This window comes from Psychrobacter sp. KFRI-CH2-11 (assembly GCF_038239325.1).
Taxonomy (GTDB): Bacteria; Pseudomonadota; Gammaproteobacteria; order Pseudomonadales; family Moraxellaceae; genus Psychrobacter; species Psychrobacter celer.
Genome location: NZ_CP151283.1, coordinates 219,428 through 243,085, shown reverse-complemented (window position 1 = coordinate 243,085; position 23,658 = coordinate 219,428). Strand labels below are relative to the sequence as shown.

Sequence of the window (23,658 nt, the reverse complement as noted above, 5' to 3'; positions counted from 1 at the left end):
TGTTACTACTACTGCTCATTTCATTTTTTCGGAGAAACAACTATGAACCTTAAATTACTTGCTCTAGCTGGTATCATGACTGCATCTATGGGCCTAACTGCCTGTGACAGCAACACTGAAAACGCTGCTGAAGATTTATCTGACGCACAAGAAGAAGTACAAGACGCTCAAGAAGAGCTAAACGAAGCTGCTGCTGACGGCGAAGCTGTACCTGCTGACGCAGAAGCTGCTGCTGCTGAAGCTGAAGCTGACATCGCTGATGCACAAGCTGCAACTGCAACTGACGAAATGGACGCTGAAGTACCTGTAGACGGTACTACTACTAGCGTTGATGTAGCTAGCGAAACTGACACTGCCGCTGTTGATGCAGCTGACGAAGTGGTTGTTGAAGAAGCTCAGTAATTTTATTGGTCATACAATAAACACTGTAGTAAAAAAGAGAGCCTATGCTCTCTTTTTTTATACCTGCTATTTAAGCAAAATGATAGCAGGATAGCCTGCTAACTAGATGGACACCGATTTTTTGTGCTAAGCTAGTAGATAAGAGATACCCAAAAGAGTCCCTATTAAACAGCATTATCTTTGGTTCTTTTTTCTCTGAGCAGGCCTATGTGTATAGACAAAGACTAAGCATCAAACAAACGCTCATCAACCTGCTGGCGAAATTTCTGACCTGTCTTAAAGGTCACCACTCGGCGCGCAGATACGGCAACAGGCTCCCCTGTCTTTGGATTGCGACCAGGGCGGCTATTTTTGTCTTTTAGCTCAAAGTTGCCAAAGCCTGAAAGCTTGACCTCTTTGCCATCAATCAAACTCTCTGACAATTCCTCAAAAAAGCGCTCTACCAAACAGCGGCTATCTTGGCGCGTTAGGTTTAGGTGGCTCATCAAGTGCTCAATCATGTCAGATTTGGTTAAAGTGCTCACAGTACGACTCCTATGCTATGTCGTGATGTCGAATATCATGGTTTAGCGGTATGAGGGGATAGCGGTTATTATAAAGGTTTTTTGTGGTCTTTTTAATATAGACGTTATAAAATCTCTTTTATTAATAACTACTTACCATTTTTTAGACAAAAAACGTCTCGATCATAATTTTTTTGACAAATAAGACACCACAGCCTTTTAATTAAAAAAGGCCATGATGCGTTATCAGTTTCGGGTATAGAGGTTAGCTGTCACGCAGCTGTACTGAATGCTGCTCAATCAAAGCGTGAACGACTGTATCAGTGGCAATTTTTACTGCCTCGTCAGATAGGGTTTGTGTCACATCTTGCCATATCAGAGCAAACGCGAGCGAGCGCTGACCTGTCGGTACTTTATCACCTTGATAGACATCAAATAACCACATATCACTCAACAAGGCTCCAGCAGCACGGCGCACCGTCGACTCTAGCGTCTGTAGGCTAATCTCGGTATCTACCAAAATAGCAATATCACGGCGCACTTGTGGAAACTTACTTGGCGTGGTGATGTCATGCTGCTCGCGGGCCAAGTTAAGCAGCGGCGCAAGCGATAACTGGGCAACCCAAGTGGCAGGCAGATCCAGCTGTTTTGCGGTGCTCGGATGCAGCTGACCCAACCAGCCGACATAGATATCATCGATATACAGCTTGGCGCTTTGACCAGGGTGCAAAAACGCTAGCTGACTGCGCTCATAGCGTACGCGCGCACGATCGATTTGGGCTGGAAGTAGCTGCTCGATATCGTGCTTGAGATCATAAAAATCTAAAGCTCGGTTTTGGTAAGCTTGTTCATCCCAAATATCGCCAACTGCGACCAGCGCCATGCTCGGCGTCTGCACCAAGTCACTGACACTCTGACCGACAAAGCTCAGACCCGTTTCAAAAAAACGTACACGCGGCTGCTGACGATTGAGGTTGTATTGTACACAAGGCAACAAGCTTGAAAGCAAAGTACGGCGCATGACCGCCAGATCGCTTGAGATCGGATTGGCCAATGCCAACACTTCACCTAACGCTTCATCATCAAGTAGCGTCTCAAGTTTGGCATCACTAAAGCTAAAACTAATCGCTTCCATATAGCCATTATTGACGAGTGCCAGCTTCATCTCATGCGTCAAATCAGCCGTATCGTCATAATCCATGCTGACTTGCAGATGCGGTAGTACGCTTGGAATATTGTCATAACCATAGATACGGGCAATCTCTTCGATAAGATCCTCGCGAATACTCATATCAAAACGATACGACGGCGGCGTACAGATTAGACTCTCTGCTTGCTGCACGACCTCAAAGCCCAGCTGGGTTAAGATACGCACCATGACCGCAGGCTCTATCTCGATACCGACGACCTCACGGACTTTGCTGATTGGCAAGGTAATCGGCGTACGGGCTGGCAAGTGCTCGCTATTTTCTACTTTTACTATTTGCCCAGCTTGCCCGCTTGTGACACTAGTAATCAAATCAACAGCACGCGCCAAAGCAAGCGCTGGCAGCTCAAAGTCTACCCCGCGCTCAAAACGCTGTGAGGCATCGGTATGCAAGCCAAAACGACGCGCGCGCGCCGCGATAGCCAACGGATTGAAAAACGCACTTTCTAAAATAATATTGGTGGTGCTATCGGTGACGCTACTGCGCTTACCCCCCATGATTCCCGCTAAGGCAAGCACGCCCTCATCATCGGCAATCACCAGCTCATCACCAGTTAGGGTAATGGTTTGCTCATTTAGTAGCGTCAATGTCTCTGCAGGCTGCGCCAAACGCACCACGATATCACCTTGAATGGTATCGGCATCAAACGCATGTAATGGTTGACCAAGCTCCATCAATACATAGTTGGTCACATCCACCAAAAAGTTATGCGAGCGTAGTCCTGACTGCACCAAGGCATCAGCCATCCATTTTGGCGTATCGATACTGCGATCAATATTGCTGATTGATTGTAAGAGATAGCGTGGGCACGCTTCAATGGCACTAACGGTGACCGCAGGCGTTGCATCATTGTCCGTGATCGCTACATCAGTGGCAATCTCCGGCTGCTGCATCGGCAGATCATTGATCACTGATATCTCACGGGCAATACCGCGGACGCTAAAGCAGTCGCCACGGTTTGGCGTGATAGAGATATCGAGTATTTGATTGTCTAAACCTAGGTAGTCACGGATATCAGTGCCAATTGGGGCATCTTCAGGTAGCTCAAGTAGGCCATCTATGTCGTCAACCAGATCGATCTCAGAAGCACCGCATAGCATGCCGTTTGAGGCCACGCCGCGTAGTTTACTTTTTTTAATCTTAAAGCCCGATTTACCATTACTGGCATCATCACTTGGCAGTACCGCACCAACGGTAGCAACAGGCGCTTTCATACCAACCGTCACATTCGGCGCGCCGCAGACGATTTGTAATGGCTCAGACTCACCAATATTTACCTGTGTGACGCGCAGCTTATCGGCATCAGGATGCGGCTCGACACTGATGACCTCACCGACCACCACACCGCTAAAGGCTCGGGCAACGGCAAAGCGATCATCAATCTCAAGCCCTGCCATGGTCAGCTGTTCGGCCAATTGCTCGCTGGTATTATTGGGGTTCACCCATTGACGTAGCCACTGTTCGCTAATTTTCATAAATATCTCGGATCAGAATTTTGTAATAAAGATGTTGGAGTAAAGCTTGGCACATACACTTGTTATATCAACAAGGCGCGCTTTTTATATAAAAAAAGCACTCTAGCCAAATTGCTTTAAAAAGCGCACGTCATTTTGGAAAAACAAACGCAAGTCATCGATGCCATAATACAGCATGGCAAAGCGCTCAATACCCATACCAAAGGCAAAACCGGTGTATTTATCGCTATCGATACCGCAGTTGGTCAGCACCTGCGGATGCACCATACCGCAGCCCATCACCTCTAGCCATTTGCCATTGTCATCGAGGATATCGACTTCAGCTGAAGGCTCGGTAAATGGGAAAAATGACGGACGAAAACGTACAGTCAACTCTTTGGCAAAAAACGCCTCTAAAAACTCACTGATCAAACCCTTTAGCTCAGCAAAGGTGCTCGACTCGGTCACCATCAGCCCTTCTAGCTGGTGAAACATCGGCGAATGCGTTTGGTCTGAGTCGTTACGATAGACGCGGCCTGGGCAAATGATACGAATCGGCGGCTCGTTTTTTTCCATGGTGCGAATCTGTACCGGACTGGTGTGCGTACGCAGCAAGTAGTGCGCATCAAAATAAAACGTATCGTGCATCGCGCGCGCAGGGTGATGGGAGGGAATATTAAGCGCTTCAAAGTTATAGTAGTCGCTCTCAACTTCAGGGCCTGTCGCGACGTTAAAACCAGCCTGCACAAAGTACTGCTGCATACGCTGGGTCACCATCGTCACTGGATGCAAATGGCCTTTTTGACCACCGCGCGCCGGCAAGGTGATATCGATACTCTCGCTTGCAAGCTTGGCATTCAATGCAGCGACTTCTAGCTGCTGCTGCTGCTCGGTGAGCGCCTGTCCGATACGGCTACGCACACTGTGCAACCAGCCGCCGTAGGTTTTTTTGTCATCGCTACCAAGCTTACCCATCTGTTTTGACCAGCCGGTAAGCGAGCTTTTTTTGCCCGTTAGCTGTACACGCAAGTCTTGTAAGGTACGCGCGTCGTTTACTTGCAAAATTAGCGCTTCAGCAGCACTGGCAAACTCATTGAGCTGTGCTTCATTTAGCTCATCAAGCTCTGAGGACAAGGTCGGTAGCGCCGACAAATCGGTGATAGCAGCAGGGGTAGTCATAAGACGCATTATTCCTGATTTAAACGGACTATTAAGTAAGTATGGTGCTTGGTAATTGTAGGGATTTGACCAAATATTGCAAACCATTTGCTCGGTTATCTCACGATGATCATGAGTGATGCTAATGGCTTGAATATGTAGACATATATATCTAGCAAAAATGCGTGTGTTTGACCGCAATAGTGATGACGCCAAAATAATTTACTATAAAAAAAGCCACCGACCAGCGGTAGCTTTTATTAATATCGTACTATTAATCAATATTAGTCCGATCCATCTAGGTACTTGCTAAAAAAGCAGGCTACCTAACGGAAAGGGTAATATTTAGGCCAATTCCGCTTTTGCTTTTTCGACCAATGCGGTGAAAGTAGCTGCATCATGCATAGCGATGTCAGCTAAGACGCGACGATCGATTGCGATGTTTGCTTTTTTCAAGCCATTGATAAAGCGGCTATAGCTTAAGCCGTTGATGCGAGCACCAGCATTGATACGTGCGATCCAAAGACGACGGAAAGTACGTTTTTTGTTGCGACGGTCACGATAAGCATATTGACCAGCTTTGGTCACTGCCTGTACCGCTACGCGGTAAACACGTGAACGGGCACCGTAGTAGCCTTTAGCACGCTTTAAGATTTTTTTGTGACGGCGATTTGCCTGTACACCACGTTTTACACGGGCCATAAATTACTCCAAGATTTTTTAATCATTATTAAACGAATCACGATGTCATTATATAAGTGAATACCAGACATCGTTATCAGATTGCAAAGTCAAATACCTTTAATACATTAAAGCTAAGTGACCATAGGCTATTAGATGTATGGGCACATACGACGAACTGCTGCTTCGTCAGACTTGTCCACCATCTTTAGACCGCGCAACTGGCGAATACGCTTAGCTGATTTCTTGGTCAAGATATGGCTTTTGAAGGCTTGCTTACGCTTAAAGCCATTCGCTGTTTTTTTGAAGCGTTTAGCGGCACCGCTTCTGGTTTTCATCTTAACTTTCATGATGAGTTGCCTCTTTGTCTTTGATAGAACCTGGTCGTCAAATAGTCAGTCATAAATAGTGGCTTTAAAAACAACCACTAAACTGTTATTTGCCTCGAGGTGGGAGGCGCTATTTTAGCAGATAGCGCCCTGTTTTGCCAAGTGAATTTTCGCCCAAGCGCTCAGCTGTTTATACAGCCAGCGCTTTTAGTAAACGCATATCACTATGGCTCCCCTACACTCCGCCAAATAGCCCGCCACAAAGACGGTGATATACTTTATAAGGTCGAGTCATAAATCGGGGATTTTTTTGCAAATAGATTGAATGTGAGACAAAGCTGTGCTTAAGTAGAGGTTTGGCTTGATTGCTTATCGTGCACGAATTGTATGCCAGTAACGATAGCCATTGACTCGGTATTATGCCCATCCGTTTTATGGTCATAATCCGTCCTGACGCTGTACACCTATAACATGATTGGCAACCCCCATCATTGCCTGCCATTACTCTAGGAGATAACGTGTCAAATCAAGAGTTAGACTTTGATGACGGCCTATTTGTATTTGAGACAGTGATGCGAGTGCGTCATACTGAAATCGATAGGAGTCAGCATATCTCGTTTGAAGCGTTGACCGCTCTGGTTTGTGAGGCGCGGCATCGGTTTTTGCATGCAAAAGGTATACAAGAGATCAATGCGGACCATCGAGGACTGATCATCGATGGCATACAGCTAACCACCAATAGCCGTGTGCGGGCGCGCGAAGAGCTGTTATTTGAGGTGGGGGTCGAGCCGCTGTATGATAATGGCGGCCATATGATCATCAAAATATCGCGTATGTATGGTGGCGAGGTGGTGGCAAAGGCACGGATCCATTTTATCAACTACGATTTTCGCCTCAACAAAACCGCCGCCTTGGATAAAGACACAAAAGCGGCGCTATATCCGCATTGATTTAGGCTGTGATGCCCTTGACGCTCTGAACCCCTACCACCATTAGGCCAAAATATCACATAGAGGGTCGAGCGCAGCCCCACTAACTATCTATTTCCTATTTCTCATCACAAGACAGACATATTATGACTTTACCTGCTTGGCTTGCCGCCATAAAATTTAATGCTGATGGTTTGATTCCCGCTATTGCTCAAGATCATAAATCTGGGCGTATCCTCATGATGGCATGGATGAATAGCGAAGCCCTCCAGCTTACCGCCGAGACAAAGACAGCGGTGTATTTTTCGCGCTCGCGTGGTCAGTTATGGCACAAAGGAGAATCGTCAGGTCACACCCAGACAGTCCATGATATCCGCTTAGACTGCGATGCAGATGTGATTGTGCTGAGCGTGACACAAGCGGGCGGCATCGCCTGTCATACAGGACGTGAGTCTTGTTTTTATCAGCGTTTAGACTTATCAGGCGCGCAGCCTCAATGGCAAACGGTGGATAAAGTATTAAAAGATCCGGCAGAGATTTATGCGTCTACGTCGGCGGCCGAAGCCGTCTCTAACCCCCAACGTCACGATGCCAGCACTAAAGGGACTGCTAAAAAAGAAACTATCAAGATCGATACCCGCCTGATTTTACAGCAATTAGATCAGGTATTAGCAGAGCGCAAACACGCCGATGCCGACAGCTCTTATGTGGCAAGCTTGTACGCAAAAGGCCTAAACAAGATATTAGAAAAGGTGGGCGAAGAGAGCACCGAGAGCATCATCGCCGCCAAAGACTTGGCTATCTGTGACGTTTCTGGCGATCAAGCACACTATGATGCCGCGCGTCATGAACTTATCTATGAAGTGGCTGACGTGTGGTTTCATACGTTGGTCGGGCTGGCATGGTTTGATATCGAGTCAGACGCCATCTTAAACGAGCTGGGCCGGCGCTTTGGTCTCTCAGGCATCGATGAGAAAGCGTCGAGATAACCTATCATATAGTGAGTTCAGTATAAAAACGATACAGTAGGACTGGAATAAGTTTTTCGCAGCCTCTGTCTGCGTAGGCGCAGCACGCAAGGAAAATTTTAGACCAGTTGCACGTTGATATATAATGTCTCTGTTTTATTTAGGATTGACTATATGTCGAAAACAAAAGTGCCACTACCTATTTACTCTGTGTGATTGTTGCGACTTTCACCTTTTTGTCATAACGGCAAGGTATAATAGTGTTTTTACGTCAGCGTTATGTCTGTATTTTTGTCAAATAGATCAATATTCTATAAAATAACAGTAGCGCGGTGGCGGCAATACTGATGTCAACAACTAAAGAGCAGCATTCACACTCAGAAATCTCAGACATGAGGTCTCAGACATTAAGGATATCATTATGGGCAGTTTTTCTATTACGCATTGGCTGATATTACTGGTGGTAGTGGTGGTGGTATTTGGCACCTCAAAGCTTAGAAATGCCGGCAAAGACTTGGGCGGTGCGGTCAAAGGCTTTAAAGACGCAGTCAAAGACGAAAATGCTGAGCATGCCAAAAAGCAAGTAGTACTCGATCACGACGGCGCAGCTCATCCAGCAGAGCGCCAAGCACCTAATAAAGTCGATGAGCATAGCAGCACGCTCCCTACTGACGATAAGCATCATTGATCATAGCAAATACTATGCTAGGTATAATGCCGCTAGCATCCAGATAGTGACAATCCACCATTATGTTTGATATTGGGTTTTCTGAATTACTGCTCTTTGGCGTGATTGCTTTGATCGTCTTGGGCCCCGAAAAGCTGCCGCAAGCGGCGCGCACGGCTGGGCAGTGGTATGCCAAAATTCGCCGTACTGTCTCCACTCTACAATCGGAAATAGAGGCTGAGCTTGACTTGGCCGAGACTCGGCAACAAATGCAAAAAGAGCTGGCAAAAATCCGTCAGACAGAGGCGGAGATGAGACGTGAAATGGCAGAGATGCGCGGCAGTATGCAAGAGTTTGAGTCGTCACAGAACCGCGCCCTAACAGCCGATCCGCATGCAGAGCATCAGCCTGTGATTAACGATGATACTGCGCGCAATACCGTAAACGAGCAGCCTGAGGTGGCAACAGCATTTGCGCACGCCTATGAGCATAATGAGCCTTCTGACGGCATCGCTCAGCAAGCAGCACCGCCCATCATGACCAAACCTTGGGAAAACATGTGGTTTCGCCTCGGTGATTATGATAAAGCACGCCGCCTACCCGCTGCCCCCTATCTCCCCAATTATCAAGCAGATATCCTATTAAATAGCGCGCCTGCCAATCCTAACGCCTCACAAGCGTCTGCCCAGATGCAGGAGGCCGACTGATGGATTTGTTTAAACGCAAAAAAAGCCGACAAGAAAAAATCGGTGATACAGGAACAGAAAAAACCCGCTCAGCCGATATGGCTTATGATAGCGATGATGGGGATATGTTAAGCTCGCTTGGCGATATGCCCATCACCGAGCATCTCATTGATTTACGCCGTCATCTGATCAAAATATGCGTGGCGGTGCTGGTGGTATTTTTGGCCTTGGTTGGGTTTTCACGCGAGCTTTATAACCTGTTATCGGACCCATTGGTCGCGCAGTTGCCTGCCAACTCGACAATGATTGCCACCGATATCACCTCAAACTTTATGGCGCCGATACGCTTGAGTATCTTTGTCGCCGCCTTTGTGGCCATGCCTTATATCTTGTATCAAATTTGGTCATTTGTCGCCCCAGGCCTGTACAAAAAAGAAAAAAAAGTCGCCATTCCAGTGCTGATGTCTTCTATCGTATTGTTTTATGCTGGGGTGGCGTTTTCTTATTTTATTGTGCTCAAAGGGGTTTTGAAATTCTTTATTACCTTTGCGCCGCAAAACGTCTTACCCATGACAGATATCGACAGTTATTTGAGCTTTGCATTAAAGCTTTTTATGGTATTTGGCTTGACCTTTGAGATACCAGTCGTCACCTTGCTGTTGATATTGGCCGGCATCGTCTCCATTGACAGCTTAGAGGATAAACGCCGTTATATCATCGTTGGCTGCTTTGCAATCGCGGCCGTGGTGACACCGCCTGATGGGGTGTCGATGTTGATGCTGGCTTTTCCGATGTGGCTGCTGTTTGAGCTGGGGCTGTTTTTGGCGAAGATTTTGATTAAAGAAGAGCGCCGCCCTGCTTTGGCAAATGAGAGTCAACTTGATAAAAGGTAATACCTTGGGCAACAAACAACGCCGTTGATGATAAGCTACGCCCCTGACGACTATCGGTATTTGACAAGCGCCATCGACCTCATCGCCAGCCATTGTTTATGCAGTGGCTTTTTTTGCCTTTATGGTTTTCGACCCTATGGCTTTGCCCTTATAGCTGTTGTCCTTTCTTGTTTGTCCGCAGATTTTTCGATCGTTTTTTACTCATCCATCGTGTCAGCAGATGTTGACACCGTTAGTATTTTAGGTAGCTTTTATGTCCGCATCTATGCCCGCTTATATGAGCGACCCCACCGATGAGCAGCTAAATGCGCTAAATATGGCGATGGACCACAAGTCGTTTAAAGTGGTGGCGTATGCGGGCGCAGGTAAAACCACAACGCTCAAGCTCATCGGCGAGCGTCTGCGGGGGCGCGGCTTGTATTTGGCCTTCAACAAAGCGATCGCCAATGATGCTCGGCAAAAATTTCCCAGTCACGTGGACTGCCGTACGTTTCACTCGCTTGCCTATCGCCATGTCGCACGTGATATCACTGCCAAATTGTCCTTACCACGGTTTTCACCCAAGCGTTTGGGCGATGACTTGGGGCTACAAGCGGTGCAAGTACGTCGGCAAATGGATGGGGTAAATAAATACATCACTTTGACCCCAGCCCGCCTTGCGCGGTTTGTCAGCGATGCGGTCAGTCATTTTTGTAGCACCCATGCCAGCTACCCTGCGCCCCGGCATTTATTGTTTCCCAGCTGGCTCGATGCGTCAGATAGCGAGCAGCTGCGTGAGATGCTCTACCCTGCCGTCGAGCAGCGCTGGCTACAGTCTATCGATGCCCGCCATCCTGCTGGTATCGGCCATGATATTTATCTCAAATTATGGGCACTCTCCAAGCCCAGTATCCCAGCGGATTTTATCTTGTTTGATGAAGCGCAGGATGCTGATCCGTTGATGATGGGGATTTTGACCCAGCAGCCACGGCAAGTCATCTATGTGGGCGACGCTCATCAGCAGATTTATGAATGGCGCGGCGCGGTGAATGCGATGAAAAAGCTACCACTACCACAAACCCTATTGACACAGTCGTTTCGCTTTGGAGAGCCCATCGCTGAGGTGGCCAACACCCTACTAAAAGCCTTACAAGAAGAAGTACCGCTAAAGGGCAATCCTGCCAAGCAGTCCTCTACCGATAAAGGCATGGTCCATAGCAAAAAAGACGCCATCCTCTGTCGCACCAATGCCGCCGCCATGGCGCAGCTATTGACAGGACTCAAGCTTGGGCACCGCGTGGCTCTGCAAGCCGATACCGATCGTATGCTGAAATTCTGCCAAGCGGCTGAGAACCTAAAAAACGGCAAATCAGCTTATGGCGTACCAGAGCTGGCGTATTTTTATAATTGGGGTGATGTGCAAGAGTACTCTGAAACCAATGAAGGCAGCGATCTTAAAACATTGGTCAAGCTGGTCGATGATCACGGTACCAACGTCTTAAGCCAAGCGGTCAACAGTTTGACCAGCATCGATAACGCCGATTATGTCATCTCTACCGCGCACAAAGCCAAAGGGCTTGAATGGGGGCGCGTACAGCTCGATGACGATTTTTATTATGATGTGACCACCAATGCAGTCAAGATCAGTCCAGAGGAGCTGCGCTTGCTCTACGTTGCCTGTACACGCGCGCAGAGCAATCTCGACATTCATCATATCAAAGACTTGATCATCGGATTGCAAACGGGGAAAAAGGTGGTTTTTGGGTCTTGAATTCGATCAATACTATCCGTTATAGTTCAACTAGATGTTTATTCTAAGTATTATCTAGTTGGACGTTATCATATAACAACTATTTCCCAACTCGGTTAAATGCCTGTACGTAATCGCCTAAAATACCTGCACGCTTTAGCATACTGAGAGCATTTACAGATGCATAACGCTCATGCTCCTCTGTAATTAAACACCATGAGCAGGTAATCCCCCCAATAAATAAGAACACTTACAAATAGAGATTAACTGCTAAAATACACCAGCAGGAGAATCCTATGAAAAAGACACGCTTTAGCGACAACCAAATCGTCAACATCCTAAAACAAGCCGAACAAGGCGTCCCTATTACCGAGCTCTGCCGTGAGCATAACATCAGCCAAAGCACCTTCTACAACTGGCGATCTAAATATGGTGGTATGGACGCCACACTTATCAGCCGTCTTAAAGAGCTTGAAGTTGAAAATGCCCGCTTAAAGAAGATGTACGCTGATGAATGTCTTAAATCCGACATCCTACAGGATGCTATGTCAAAAAAGTGGTAGCGCCCCAAAGGCGCAAAGAGATGGCTTGTCACTATATTAAAGAGCATGGCATCAGTATCCGCAGGGCTTGCTCGATCTTTAATATCAGCGTCACCTGTTATTATCACAAGTCGGTGGTAACAGATGAGAACCAGCAAATAGCGGACTTACTTATCAAACTGACTGATGAGAACAAGAACTGGGGCTTTGGCTTGTGCTTTTTAACCTTGCGTAATGTGCTAGGACTGCCGTACAACCATAAGCGGGTATATCGCATCTACTGCGAGCTTGAACTCAACCTTAGAATCAAGCCTAAGCGTCGCATTAAACGTGCTAAACCAATACCATTAGCAGTACCTGATAGGATTAACCAAAGCTGGAGCATGGACTTTATGCACGACAGCTTAACTGATGGCCGCGGCTTTAGACTGTTCAATGTCATTGATGATTACAACCGTGAGGCACTCACCGTTGAAGTTGACTTCTCGCTACCGGCCGGGAGGGTCATACGCAGTCTTAATCAGCTTATTGAGTACCGAGGCAAACCTGTGCAGATAAGATGCGATAACGGCCCTGAATACATCAGCAATGCGCTCAAAGACTGGGCTGAGCAGCAAGGTATCATCTTAAGCTATATTGAACCTGGCAATCCACAGCAAAATGCGTATGTAGAGCGCTTTAACAGAACCATGAGATATGATTGGTTAAATCAGGAGCTGTTTGATAATCTAGAGCAGGTACGCGCACAAGCAGAAAACTGGTTATACCATTATAATCATAAGCGCCCAAACATGGGCAATGGCGGTTTTACACCGATACAGAAACTCAATCAGGCAGCTTAATTCTATTTATTAGGTGTCTTAAGTTTGGGAGGGTTACCAGCATACTTCATTATCACCGTTTATCGTCGGTTCTTTGCATGAGCTGCAACAAAACGGCGCTTTTACGATTTCATTTTCATCATATATATATGTTTCAGAACTATCGTTTGTCAAATAAGGCGTTGATGTTGTTTTCCCCACATTTACTTGCAGAAAAGGAATATTATACTTTTTTGATAATTCGATACCCTGCTGTAAAAAATTAGGTTTTATTCTCGGACCTGCAATTATTTTACTGATACAGTCTAATGGTATATACAAAATCATGTTTCCATTTATATTTTCAATATCCCTGTCATTAACTATCAACCTTCTTTCTAGTTCATAATTCCAACATGAACTCTTCGTGAAATAAGCAGCATAATACGCAGCTTGTCTTAGAAACATAAGATGCCTCGGCTTTCCTATCTGATAAGCCATCTGAAGACTGCTCTCTATTTCTGACCTTGCTTCGTCTTGATATGCGACATCATCTAAGCCTTTATGATCTATATGACTAGATAGCTTATCTTCATCGATCTCTATTACAAAACCTGTTCCATTATTAGCATAATGTGCCCACATTGGCGTCACAATAGGAGATTTTGAAAAGCAGGTTGTAGGATACTGACCTATCTCACTGACTACTTCTTTGTAAAAAGCAAGTACATCAGGGGTTTGTTGAAAACTGATTGTTAAAAAAAGCTCATAAGGATCATTATAATCTTTGGGGTAAGAGCATTTTAAGCTATAGTTAAGTCTTTATAAAATCGATACAGCCCATATCATGAAACAGTTTAGGTAGATTATTCTCCATCCACCCTTGGCGCAGAAACTTAGCCTGTGCCCATTTTTTCTCGATAGGGTTTAGATCAGGGCTGTACGGCGGCAGCCAAAGAATACGATGACCATGTCTGTTGAGTAGTTTTTGGATACGTCTGCTTTTATGAAACCTGGCATTATCCATAACGATCACGCATTTAGTCTTGAGACTTGGAATAAGTGTGAACTTACACCAGTCATAAAATATATTGCTATTGATATTCTGTTCAAAGTAATCAAGTGCAAACAGCATCTTGTTATAAAGAGCACCGATGACGTTAGTTCTCTTTTTTGCTTGCCAGTTGTAGCGATCAGTACAAGGTTTGCCTATCGGTGCATAGCCATAAGGACGTATGGTTTCAGCCTCAAAGCCACTTTCATCCATATAGACAACGGGATAGCCTTGCTGCATAAAGTGATCAAGCCTACTCTGGAATATCGCTCTTTTTATCGGACACGCTTTTGGATGTTCTAAGGTCTTTTTTTTGACTGATACCAAGACGCTTTAAAGCATTGAAGATACCTGTTTTACTACAGTTCAAGCGACGAGCTCTTTCGTAGTTATAATCATCGGGATATCTTTTTACGTCTTCAATCAAGGCGTCATCAGGTATTTTAGTCGGTGCTTTATTTCTGTTGGTTTTAGGAGCTAAATTCTGCTGCCAACTATGAATGGTGCTGGTACTAAGTCCATAAAAAAGCGCAGCTTCTCGTATGGTCATGCCATCAGCGATGCTATAGTCAGTTCAAAATAAAATTGTTATGCCTTGAACAAATATCATAAAACAATTTAGATAAATCATTCTCCATCCAGCCTTGGCGTAGAAACTTCACCTGAGCCCATTTTTTCTCGATAGGGTTCAAATCAGGGCTATAAGGTGGCAGCCATAGTATACGATGACCATGCCTGTTGAGTAGCTTTTGAACGCGTTTGTTTTTGTGAAATCGAGCATTATCCATCACAATCACGCATTTTGTTTTAAGACTTGGGATTAGTTTGTGTTTGCACCAGTTGTAGAATATGCTGCTGTTAATGTTGAGATTAAAGTAATCAAGCGCAAACAGCATCTTTTCATACAGAGCACCAATAACGTTGGTTCGCTTTTTACCTTGCCAGTTGTAGCTATCGATACATGGCTTACCAATAGGCGCGTAACCATGAGAGCGGATGGTCTCGTGCTCAAAGCCGCTTTCATCCATATAGACGATGGGATAGCCTTGCTGCGTAAAGCGATCAAGCTTTCCCTGATACGCCGCTCTTTTGATCGGACAAGCTTTTGGATGTTCTAAGGTCTTTTTTTTGACTGATGCCAAGACGCTTTAGAGCATGATAAATGCCTGTTTTGCTACAGTTCAGACGACGCGCTCGCTCATACTGGTAATCATCGGGATGTTCTTTGACATCATTAAGTAGCACGTCATCTGGTATTTTATAGGGCTTGGTTTGCCTGGTTGTTTTGCTATAAATACGTCTCTTCCAGTTCTGTATAGTGGTTGGACTGAGATTGTAAAACTCAGCTGCCTCGGCAAAGGTCATACCGTCATCTATACTTTTTAGTACCTGTTTGCGAAAATCTAGTGAGTAAGTCATGGTCTTTATAATAACAATTGGGTTTGATAATTAGTTTATAACACTTTTATATGGTCTTGACTATAGAAAGTACCTGTTTGCGATAGTCGATTGAATAAGTCATCGTTTATTTCATTAAATGCAATTGTTAATAGGATTGTATCGGTTTTATTTGGATTAGACTATACAGAAACCATTTTTTGCAAAAGCCATATTGAGAACTTCTGCTCCCATATATTTATAAAGTTTTTTCCCCATCCTTACAAGATCCTTTAACATGTGATAGTGTGCCAAAAAACATTTTGGCGTTGAAATTTAAGAATAAATCATACCCAGTTTACTACTGCTATAAGACCTTAATCATGTTAGAAGCTATTCGATTTTTTTCTCAGTATATTTTTTGATACAGCTTCTCATAGCTTATTGACAGCAATACAATCCAATAAAGATAAGTTATCATACTCTCTTATTATTTATCATGATATGCACATAATGTCCTTTTCAAAACAACTATTTGCCCATCCTGTGCGCCTACTTGCTCCAATGGAAGGTTTGACCGATCCATTAATGCGGCAAATTTTAACGCAAATTGCCGCCGACTTAGGCCGCCCCTATGATTGGTCTGTCAGTGAGTTTATACGGGTGACTCAAACACTACTGCCCGCGCATGTGTTTTATAAATATGTGCCAGAGCTATATCAAGACACCAAAACGACTGCTGGCACGCCCATACATATCCAGTTGCTCGGCAGTGACGCTAGCCTGATGGCAGAAAACGCTGCGTACGCCTGTGAGCTTGGCGCGCCCGCCATCGATATCAACTTTGGTTGCCCTGCCAAGACCGTCAATAGCCACCGCGGCGGCTCGGTACTACTCGATGAGCCAGAGGTCATGTATGATATTATCAGTAGCGTACGCCGCGCAGTGCCTGCCCATATTGCCGTCTCAGCAAAGATTCGCTTGGGCTACACAGATACCAGCCGTATGGACGATATCCGAGGTGCGATTGGGGCGAGTGGCGCAGACTGGTTGACCATTCATGCCCGCACCAAAACCCAAGGCTACAAGCCGCCCGCTTATTGGGACAAAATCCAAAATTTTAATAAGGTTGATATCCCAGTGATTGCCAATGGCGAGATTTGGAACAGTGAGCAAGCACAGCAATGCATGAGGCAGGCAGGCACGCCGCACCTGATGCTAGGACGCGGCGCTGTGACCCGTCCTGACTTGATTGCCCGTGTCGATAGCAGCCATGATGATGAGAGCGCGGCGGCCAGCGTTAGAGCAGATAGCAAGACCTTGACGTGGCACGCGCTCATACCGCATCAAATTAAGTTTTTGGAAGGGGCAGCAAAAAACGATATGGTACTGGTGGGCCGCTATAAACAGTGGCTGGGGATGCTAACCAAAGGCTATGATGAGGCGCAACCGGTGTGGGAGCGCATCAAGCGTGAAAAAGACAAAGCCGTCATCATCGATGCTCTTATCGCCAGCGTCTCATCAGCGACGGCATAAACAGCAAAGACAATAACGGCTCGTCTTTTATCATAAAACAGAAGCTCGCCGCGGTGGCTAGTTGTTTATAAGCCCTAGCGCTAGACGCTCACACGTATTGCTAAATAAAACAGCATGAGTGGACACGCCATCGATAACGTCCAAAGTATCGAACGAAACGTCGCTAAATTGCTGATATAAGCGATGCAAAAGCCAATACGAATCAGTACGTACAACCAAGCCAACACGTTGACAATCAGCTGAGGCACAAAAAACAACATCGCCACTAGCACTGCTGCCAAAAATACCGGCAACGTCTCATAGCTGTTTTGCTGAGCGGCATTGGCGCGCGCAGCGGCGCCCGTTGTCTCTTGCAAAAAACGGCGCGGATGGGCATTGTCAGCCAGCCGAAAGCCGCCAAGGGCTTTCGCACTCAGCGCCATCACGAGTGGCAACAAGCTTGCCACCACCATCGCCCAAATCGCGGATGCGGCGGTATCAGGAATCAACCCAAAAAATACATTCATGCGCGCTCTCGCCTCTACCCTGCAACCACTTCAAAATCATGCGTAACATTCACCCCGCCCTGTACCAGCATACGACTGGCCGAGCAGTATTTTTCTGCTGATAGGTTCACCGCTTTTTCGACCTGCTTATCCTTGATGTCTTGACCGGTCACGATGAAGTGCATATGAATGTCGGTATAGACAGCAGGGACGGTCTCAGCGCGGTTTGCGGTCAGCTCACAACGTACATCCGTGACCGCTTGACGTGATTTTTGTAAGATAGACACCACATCATAGCTGGCACAGCCGCCCAAGCCGAGCAAAATCAGCTCCATCGGGCTTGCGCCATTTTCTTTGTCGGCGTCGATTTGTACATTATGTCCTGATGGTGAGACGCCCAAAAAGGCTTTTTTCTCTTGCCACGTGACACTTGCTTTTGATTCTGACATGTTCGTTTTTCCTTATTTTGATTGGCAGATAATCTGATTATTATTTTCAATAATACACGCGATAAGGTTAGTGTAGCACAAGCCAAAACCAGATTTTATAAAGACCTGATAAAGCAGCAGCCATCTGTATTTATTTGACGGCAACTTATCGTCATAACGTTGCATACCTTATTAATAAATAGCCAAAACCAGCAAACAACCAAACCCTAGTTTGGTTATATTTATCAAAATCATCTTAAGAAACTAACTTACAAAAGTTTGTTTATAAGCTATTGATTTTAATAGGTAAAACTCGTGAAACATTTTATAGCAAAATACTGTTACACATTTTGCTTGTTTCTTGGTTTAATAACGGTAATGAATCTTATTTTGGCCAGATATAGGTGACAATTGACTTATAATAATTAAGATTGTCATCATGGTATCGGTTTGAAATAAGCTATTTTTAAACAAATTAAAAGGGTTAGTCATGATAGATGCAGACGGCTTTCGCGCCAATGTCGGCATCATCTTGGCAAATACACAAGGGCAAGTACTGTGGGCAAAACGTATTGGTCACAACGCTTGGCAGTTTCCTCAAGGCGGCATCGACCGCGGGGAGACGCCGATGGATGCGATGTATCGCGAGCTCTGGGAAGAGGTCGGCCTACATCCGCGTCATGTAGACTTATTGGCCGTCACTCAAGACTGGCTGCGCTATCGTCTGCCTAAGCGTTATGTACGCCATGGACAGCACCCTTTGTGTATTGGGCAGAAACAAAAATGGTTTTTGCTGCGCTTAGATGAGCCGAATACTCAACACATTCGCTTTGATGAAGGTAAACCAGAGTTTGACCATTGGCAATGGGTCAGTTATTGGTACCCTCTGGGACAAGTGATTCATTTTAAACGTGGGGTATATCGCCGCGCCTTGCAAGAGCTAGTGCGCGAGCTTCCCCTAAAACAAGAGCTGATCCTTCCGGAACAGGACAACCATTTGCTGGCATGACTTTGACATAATTTTGATAGCGTTTTGACATAGTTTTGGTGTGATTTTGGCATCGCTAATTAACTATATATGCTCACCGTGATACTGTTATGGAATCACCGTGAGCATTTTTATGCGCGGGTAGCAGCCGCGCTTGCTTCGCGGCTAACGATCGTGGCGGTGGTTTTGACACTTGCACTTTTATGCTTGTCTTGGCGCAAGGTTAAGATGCTTTGAGTACGGGTACCATAAGTAGGGAGAGGTGTCTGCCGCTGATCAAATGCCACAGGCTCAATATAGATAGAGGACAGCATCTGCTCAACCTCCCTACTCATGCCGGTATCGGGTAGCTGATCGGCGGGGGCTTGTCGGTTGTCAGATAGCACCGCATAGGCAGCGTCCTGCCAGTAAGCAGGCGAGCTGTCTTCGGCGATAAGTGGCAACACTTCCTGACGCAGCCTACCACGCAGTTTTTCGGTTTTGAACCAACCGTCGTCTGGCTGACCGTTTGAGATCACATGCAACCCTGCATAAAGTGGCGTGGGCGCATGACCGCGATTATTGACCATCACTGCCTGCATTGCATCGCCAACGATCAGGTTAAAACCTGCATAGTCTTGCAACTCAATTTGCCGCGCAAAGTCCATCGGGCTTCTATCACTGGTCAAAAAATCTGTAACCAGTGCCCCACGCGAGCGCTCATCTGCCCCTGCCTGCACCCCATCACGAAAATTTAGCACCGCCGCCCATCGTCCATTTTGCTCATAAAGACCATCGTGCATGACTTGGTGAATACCCAGCCAAGTACCGCCACTTTGCTGATCGCGACCTGCATAAATCGGCTTATCAGGCCACTGGTGCAGTGGCTCAGTCGGACGCTGCAAAAACTCATCTCGGTTGGATAAGAGCACCAGCGGCATCTCATCAAACAACTGCCAAGCGATGGCGACGATACACATAGTTTTCCTTTTATGGGATTGGTAGTTTATGGGACTGGTAGTCTTTTTAATAGGTAATCTTTTCAGTACAAAATAACGTCGTTCAAAATAGCCTGCATCTTTCTATTCTTATATTAATTGGTGCGGAGTTTTTTATCAGCAGGATAGCTAATCTGTGTGGTCGATTGAATCACTTTTGATTGTTTACTTGGCAAGTCAAACTCCCAAGCGACCATGCCAGTATTGTCATTCCAGTCGCGTTCAGTGACGGGCGGGGTATGCACAGTGGTTACTTTAAGACTGTCATCACGGCTGATAGGCTCACTGCCCAGTACCTGCAAGCGTCTGGTGCGGCTATGCTGATTGGTCAATTGATAAGCTTCGGTACTACTTAAGGTTTGCTTACGATTAAACGCGCCCTTATCGCCTTGTTTATCTTCGTCGGTTATTTGTTTGATGAGGATATTTGGATCAACGCCAAAGCCGATACCTTGCTCTTTGAGCGTTTGATACTGATAGCGCGCTTGACCAATATAGTTATCATCACGGTAGAGCTGAAGCGCTCCATCGGCCCACGCAGGTGTTAAAAATGGTGCCGACGCATACCAATAAGCCGTTTGCTCAACACTTGGCGTACTGCGGATCCAAAGCTTACTACGACCAGACTGCTCATCGACGACCGTACGCACGTGCCTGCCATCGCTTGGCAGACTCACGCGCTGCGGCAACTGGTACTCAATGATGCCGTTTTTGTTTTGACGACTCACGCTAAAGCTTGGCAGCGGTGCCATCGTCGGTGCCGCTGCTTCCCTGTCAGCGCTACTTCTTTCTGAGACGACGATGGGAGCAGGCTCCATCATAGATGATGCAACCCTAGCACGTGATGCTGGCTCTTTTTCATATAAAGACAGGCGCGCCACATTTGGCAGCTGGCCTGTGGTGCGTTGATTGGGGTTGACTGAGCTGAGTACGACAGGGACGTTTTGCCAATTCTCTCCGGTCTGCTGGGCGATGATGGCTGATGCGGTAATGCTAAGCTGCTCGGTATTGGTATCGAGACGCGCCTGATAAGTCGGCTGCCAACCTGCGCCGCGCACTTGATAATGAAGCTTTACCGCGGCGGGCTTGCGGCTGGCAGTACGCACACTGACCTGTGTCACGCGACTTTGCGTCGATGTGCTACTGCCCGCCATCGTTTGATTAAGCGTGGCCTGTGCCCGTGCTTGCCGCTGCTTGATATCCCATATGCGTTTATTGATACTTGCCGCTTGTGTTTCTATATCACGGGCGTTATTGGCCACTGTGCCCTCTGTACTGAGTTGACTGACCTTGGTGAGGTTTTGTAGATAGGCTTTTGCCAGATTGGCGGCTTCTAGCTCGGCACTGATTTTAGCAAGCGCGGCTTGTTGCGCTTGTACATTGGCATCGCCCTCATACTGACACTGCGCTGCTTGCTCACCGCTTAGCGTCTCGATACTGACTTCACCGAGATTGACGCTTGTGACGGCCTGCACGCTCACGCTGTCTTTGTCGATATAAGGAGACAAGCAAGAAAACACCAGCGTCTGCTCTCCATTACCCTTGACAGGTAGCACGCGGGTGACACTGGCCAAGCCTTGATAAATAGTGACTTGCTCGATACTGCTACTTGCTGCATATGCAGGCGTCAGGGATAGTGCCAGCAGACTGGGTAGGCTGAGCAAGATCGGGCCTTTTTTTGCCCAACGGTACTCAGTGGCTGCTGCTACTTTTGATACATCAGCTTGCATAATCTATCCTTAAAATACGGTTTATCCATTCATACGGCCTATCAGCGCCAGCCCATATCCGCTCATGCTTCTGAAAATATTGAGGTATGTATCATTAGCAGCTTTTTTATATCTTAGCGGTTTTCTGTCGTGGTTTCTAGCGGCTGGCAGGCGCAAATCACATTTATGCAGTCTCTGTGATGCAATTGTCTAACCGTAATTTGGTATGCCTGCCAAGCTATTTTTGCTATTATGACCCCCATTCTATTATCAATAATTATGATGTCCTTATGATGATTCATCCTCAGTACGATCCCGTAGCGCTGTCCTTGGGCCCTGTAGAAGTACACTGGTATGGCTTGATGTATCTGCTGGCATTTGCCGCCGCGTTTGGTCTGGCATGGTACCGCAGTGGCCAGCGTGAGAGCTGGAACACTGACATGGTGTCAGACCTTGTTTTTTATGGCGCGCTCGGTGTCATTTTGGGTGGCCGTATCGGCTATGTGCTGTTTTATCAATTTGGTGAGCTGCTACAAAACCCCGCCTATTTATTTAAGGTGTGGGAAGGCGGTATGTCGTTCCACGGCGGCATGATTGGGGTTTTACTCGGCATGTTGTATTTTGCCCGTAAGTACAAAAAAACGCCTTTTCAAGTGCTGGATTTTATCGTGCCGTGTGTACCGACGGGGTTATTGTTTGGCCGTATCGGCAACTATATCAACGGTGAGCTGTGGGGGCGCGTCTCTGATGGCGGCTATAATTGGCTGACCTACTTCCCGCAGGCCGCGGCTTTTGATATGCAGCAATTGCAAGCCAACCCTCAACTACAAGAATTGATGGTGGAGGTCAACGGCCAGTATTTACTGCCCCGCCACCCATCACAGCTCTATGAGGCCTTTGCTGAAGGTCTGCTGCTATTCTTGTTTTTGTGGTGGTACTCTGCCAAGCCGCGTCCACGTATGGCGGCATCGGCGATATTCTTATTAGGTTACGGTATCAGCCGCTTTATCATCGAGTTTTTCCGTCAGCCAGATGCCGACCAAGGCTTTATTTTACTCGGCTGGATGACCAAAGGCCAAATACTGAGCACACCAATGATTATCATCGGCTTTGTACTGTTGGTTTATGCCTATAAACGCGGCATCTATGACTGGGGTAAGCAAGCGGCTTATTAAGCGCGCTTGCACTATAAATGTCCGAAAAACAGATTAAGACTTATTTAATGACGCGCTTTGATAGCGTAGAAGAGCAATATTATGAGCAGTTACAGTAGTAAAAACGAGCAAGCTTATTTGGACTTGCTGCGTCACGTCATGAGTGAAGGCAGCGAAAAAGGCGATCGTACGGGCACAGGTACACTAAGCCACTTCGGCGTGCAGATGCGTTTTAACTTATCAGACGGCTTCCCGTTACTGACCACCAAAAAAGTCCACTTTAAATCCATCGTGTATGAGCTATTGTGGTTTTTGAGCGGTAGCACTCATGTCGATTATCTACAAGAGAACGGCGTACGTATCTGGAACGAATGGGCCACAGCGGAGCAGACGGCGCGCTTCAATCGTCCTGCGGGCGACTTAGGGCCAGTATACGGTCACCAATGGCGCAACTACGGCGCGACCAAAGACGAGAATGGCCGCTATAACAATGACGGCGTCGATCAAATCGCCCAAGTCGTGGAGCAAATCAAGACCAATCCCAACTCCAGACGCTTGATCGTCTCTGGCTGGAACCCAGGTGAAGCCGAGCAAGTCGCCTTGCCGCCTTGTCATACGCTGTTTCAGTTTTTTGTCGCGGACAACAAACTCTCCTGCCAGCTTTACCAGCGCTCAGCGGATTTATTCCTAGGTGTGCCGTTCAATATCGCCAGCTATGCCCTGCTGACCCACATGATTGCGCAGGTTTGCGGGCTGGGCGTGGGCGAGTTTATCTGGACCGGCGGCGACTGTCATATTTATCAAAACCACCGCGAGCAAGTTGAGCTGCAACTGACGCGTGAGTGTTATGCACTACCGACATTGACGCTCAACCCTGATGTTGATGATATTTTTGCATTTAATTTTGAGGATATTAGCGTAAACGGTTATGAATCACATCCCGCTATCAAAGCAAAAGTCGCGGTATAAAGACTGTTTTTTACTTCATATGACTGACGAAA

At 46.6% G+C, this 23,658-nt stretch carries 26 protein-coding genes; 12 read left to right on the top strand and 14 right to left on the bottom strand.

Annotated features, from left to right (window positions below):
* Positions 1-42: 42 nt before the first annotated feature.
* The gene (locus tag AADH33_RS01060; protein ID WP_075101942.1) at positions 43-402 is read left to right on the top strand and encodes a hypothetical protein; all 360 of its coding nucleotides are present in this window, start codon (positions 43-45) and stop codon (positions 400-402) included.
* Positions 403-626: 224 nt separating this feature from the next.
* Here AADH33_RS01060 and AADH33_RS01055 read toward each other — a convergent pair whose 3' ends face one another.
* From AADH33_RS01055 to rpmI, 5 genes are all read right to left on the bottom strand, one after another.
* Positions 627-926, bottom strand: coding sequence for an integration host factor subunit alpha (locus AADH33_RS01055; protein WP_075101941.1), 300 nt, complete (start codon positions 924-926; stop codon positions 627-629).
* A 244-nt stretch (positions 927-1,170) separates the two neighbouring features.
* Positions 1,171-3,588: a phenylalanine--tRNA ligase subunit beta gene (gene pheT, locus AADH33_RS01050; RefSeq protein WP_348549276.1), complete on the bottom strand. Its 2,418-nt coding sequence runs from the start codon at positions 3,586-3,588 to the stop codon at positions 1,171-1,173.
* A gap of 102 nt (positions 3,589-3,690) precedes the next feature.
* Positions 3,691-4,746, bottom strand: coding sequence for a phenylalanine--tRNA ligase subunit alpha (pheS, locus tag AADH33_RS01045; RefSeq protein WP_317052841.1), 1,056 nt, complete (start codon positions 4,744-4,746; stop codon positions 3,691-3,693).
* Between the two features lie 324 nt (positions 4,747-5,070).
* Entirely contained in the window at positions 5,071-5,427 is a 357-nt protein-coding gene (gene rplT / locus AADH33_RS01040; RefSeq protein ID WP_075101938.1) for a 50S ribosomal protein L20, read from the bottom strand.
* Between the two features lie 131 nt (positions 5,428-5,558).
* Positions 5,559-5,756, bottom strand: coding sequence for a 50S ribosomal protein L35 (gene rpmI / locus AADH33_RS01035; protein WP_011281253.1), 198 nt, complete (start codon positions 5,754-5,756; stop codon positions 5,559-5,561).
* Positions 5,757-6,253: 497 nt separating this feature from the next.
* On the opposite strand from rpmI, the gene AADH33_RS01030 reads away from it, so the two are divergent.
* From AADH33_RS01030 to AADH33_RS01000, 7 genes are all read left to right on the top strand, one after another.
* Complete coding sequence (locus AADH33_RS01030) at positions 6,254-6,685, top strand: thioesterase family protein (protein ID WP_348549275.1); 432 nt, start codon at positions 6,254-6,256, stop codon at positions 6,683-6,685.
* Between the two features lie 125 nt (positions 6,686-6,810).
* Positions 6,811-7,653, top strand: a complete 843-nt coding sequence (gene hisIE / locus AADH33_RS01025; RefSeq protein ID WP_348549274.1) for a bifunctional phosphoribosyl-AMP cyclohydrolase/phosphoribosyl-ATP diphosphatase HisIE — start codon at positions 6,811-6,813, stop codon at positions 7,651-7,653.
* A 400-nt stretch (positions 7,654-8,053) separates the two neighbouring features.
* Entirely contained in the window at positions 8,054-8,320 is a 267-nt protein-coding gene (tatA, locus tag AADH33_RS01020) for a Sec-independent protein translocase subunit TatA (protein WP_075101935.1), read from the top strand.
* Between the two features lie 62 nt (positions 8,321-8,382).
* Positions 8,383-9,006 (top strand): Sec-independent protein translocase protein TatB, encoded by a 624-nt coding sequence (gene tatB / locus AADH33_RS01015; protein ID WP_348549273.1) that lies wholly within the window; start codon positions 8,383-8,385, stop codon positions 9,004-9,006.
* Positions 9,006-9,878 carry a twin-arginine translocase subunit TatC gene (gene tatC / locus AADH33_RS01010; RefSeq protein ID WP_348549272.1) on the top strand — a complete coding sequence of 291 codons (873 nt, stop codon included), beginning with the start codon at positions 9,006-9,008 and terminating at the stop codon, positions 9,876-9,878. The genes tatB and tatC overlap by 1 nt, the downstream gene beginning before the upstream one ends.
* 253 nt (positions 9,879-10,131) lie before the next feature.
* On the top strand, positions 10,132-11,628 hold the full coding sequence (locus AADH33_RS01005; protein ID WP_348549271.1) for a UvrD-helicase domain-containing protein: 1,497 nt from the start codon (positions 10,132-10,134) through the stop codon (positions 11,626-11,628).
* Positions 11,629-11,903: 275 nt separating this feature from the next.
* Positions 11,904-12,991 (top strand): IS3 family transposase gene (locus AADH33_RS01000; protein ID WP_348549156.1). Its coding sequence is split into 2 segments (ribosomal slippage): positions 11,904-12,156 and positions 12,156-12,991, totalling 1,089 coding nucleotides; the frame shifts between segments, so codons are not numbered across the junction.
* A gap of 33 nt (positions 12,992-13,024) precedes the next feature.
* Here the strand turns inward: AADH33_RS01000 and AADH33_RS00995 are convergent.
* The 5 genes from AADH33_RS00995 to AADH33_RS00975 all read right to left on the bottom strand — a co-directional run bounded on the left by AADH33_RS00995 (position 13,025) and on the right by AADH33_RS00975 (position 15,422).
* Positions 13,025-13,594: a DUF2971 domain-containing protein gene (locus tag AADH33_RS00995; RefSeq protein WP_348549270.1), complete on the bottom strand. Its 570-nt coding sequence runs from the start codon at positions 13,592-13,594 to the stop codon at positions 13,025-13,027.
* A 169-nt stretch (positions 13,595-13,763) separates the two neighbouring features.
* Entirely contained in the window at positions 13,764-14,330 is a 567-nt protein-coding gene (locus AADH33_RS00990) for an IS630 family transposase (protein WP_348549269.1), read from the bottom strand.
* Positions 14,257-14,553 carry an IS630 transposase-related protein gene (locus AADH33_RS00985; RefSeq protein ID WP_348549268.1) on the bottom strand — a complete coding sequence of 99 codons (297 nt, stop codon included), beginning with the start codon at positions 14,551-14,553 and terminating at the stop codon, positions 14,257-14,259. The genes AADH33_RS00990 and AADH33_RS00985 overlap by 74 nt, the downstream gene beginning before the upstream one ends.
* A gap of 19 nt (positions 14,554-14,572) precedes the next feature.
* On the bottom strand, positions 14,573-15,145 hold the full coding sequence (locus AADH33_RS00980) for an IS630 family transposase (protein ID WP_348549267.1): 573 nt from the start codon (positions 15,143-15,145) through the stop codon (positions 14,573-14,575).
* A complete protein-coding gene (locus tag AADH33_RS00975) occupies positions 15,066-15,422 on the bottom strand; it encodes an IS630 transposase-related protein (RefSeq protein ID WP_201585383.1) in 357 nt (118 codons plus the stop codon). The genes AADH33_RS00980 and AADH33_RS00975 overlap by 80 nt, the downstream gene beginning before the upstream one ends.
* A gap of 471 nt (positions 15,423-15,893) precedes the next feature.
* Between AADH33_RS00975 and AADH33_RS00970 the strand changes: the two genes are divergently transcribed.
* Complete coding sequence (locus AADH33_RS00970; protein ID WP_348549266.1) at positions 15,894-16,916, top strand: tRNA dihydrouridine synthase; 1,023 nt, start codon at positions 15,894-15,896, stop codon at positions 16,914-16,916.
* An 80-nt stretch (positions 16,917-16,996) separates the two neighbouring features.
* Here the strand turns inward: AADH33_RS00970 and AADH33_RS00965 are convergent, their stop codons facing one another.
* Complete coding sequence (locus AADH33_RS00965) at positions 16,997-17,422, bottom strand: MAPEG family protein (RefSeq protein ID WP_075101930.1); 426 nt, start codon at positions 17,420-17,422, stop codon at positions 16,997-16,999.
* 14 nt (positions 17,423-17,436) lie between these two features.
* Positions 17,437-17,850: an OsmC family protein gene (locus AADH33_RS00960; RefSeq protein WP_348549265.1), complete on the bottom strand. Its 414-nt coding sequence runs from the start codon at positions 17,848-17,850 to the stop codon at positions 17,437-17,439.
* Between the two features lie 469 nt (positions 17,851-18,319).
* On the opposite strand from AADH33_RS00960, the gene AADH33_RS00955 reads away from it, so the two are divergent.
* Entirely contained in the window at positions 18,320-18,838 is a 519-nt protein-coding gene (locus AADH33_RS00955; protein WP_075101928.1) for an RNA pyrophosphohydrolase, read from the top strand.
* 110 nt (positions 18,839-18,948) lie between these two features.
* Here AADH33_RS00955 and AADH33_RS00950 read toward each other — a convergent pair whose 3' ends face one another.
* A complete protein-coding gene (locus AADH33_RS00950) occupies positions 18,949-19,776 on the bottom strand; it encodes an NRDE family protein (protein WP_348549264.1) in 828 nt (275 codons plus the stop codon).
* Positions 19,777-19,889: 113 nt separating this feature from the next.
* A complete protein-coding gene (locus AADH33_RS00945; protein ID WP_348549263.1) occupies positions 19,890-21,524 on the bottom strand; it encodes a DUF4139 domain-containing protein in 1,635 nt (544 codons plus the stop codon).
* Positions 21,525-21,793: 269 nt separating this feature from the next.
* Here AADH33_RS00945 and lgt point away from each other — a divergent pair, with 269 nt between their 5' ends.
* Both lgt and AADH33_RS00935 read left to right on the top strand, forming a co-directional pair.
* The gene (gene lgt, locus AADH33_RS00940; protein WP_348549262.1) at positions 21,794-22,678 is read left to right on the top strand and encodes a prolipoprotein diacylglyceryl transferase; all 885 of its coding nucleotides are present in this window, start codon (positions 21,794-21,796) and stop codon (positions 22,676-22,678) included.
* Positions 22,679-22,759: 81 nt separating this feature from the next.
* A complete protein-coding gene (locus tag AADH33_RS00935) occupies positions 22,760-23,626 on the top strand; it encodes a thymidylate synthase (protein ID WP_348549261.1) in 867 nt (288 codons plus the stop codon).
* Positions 23,627-23,658: the final 32 nt, after the last annotated feature.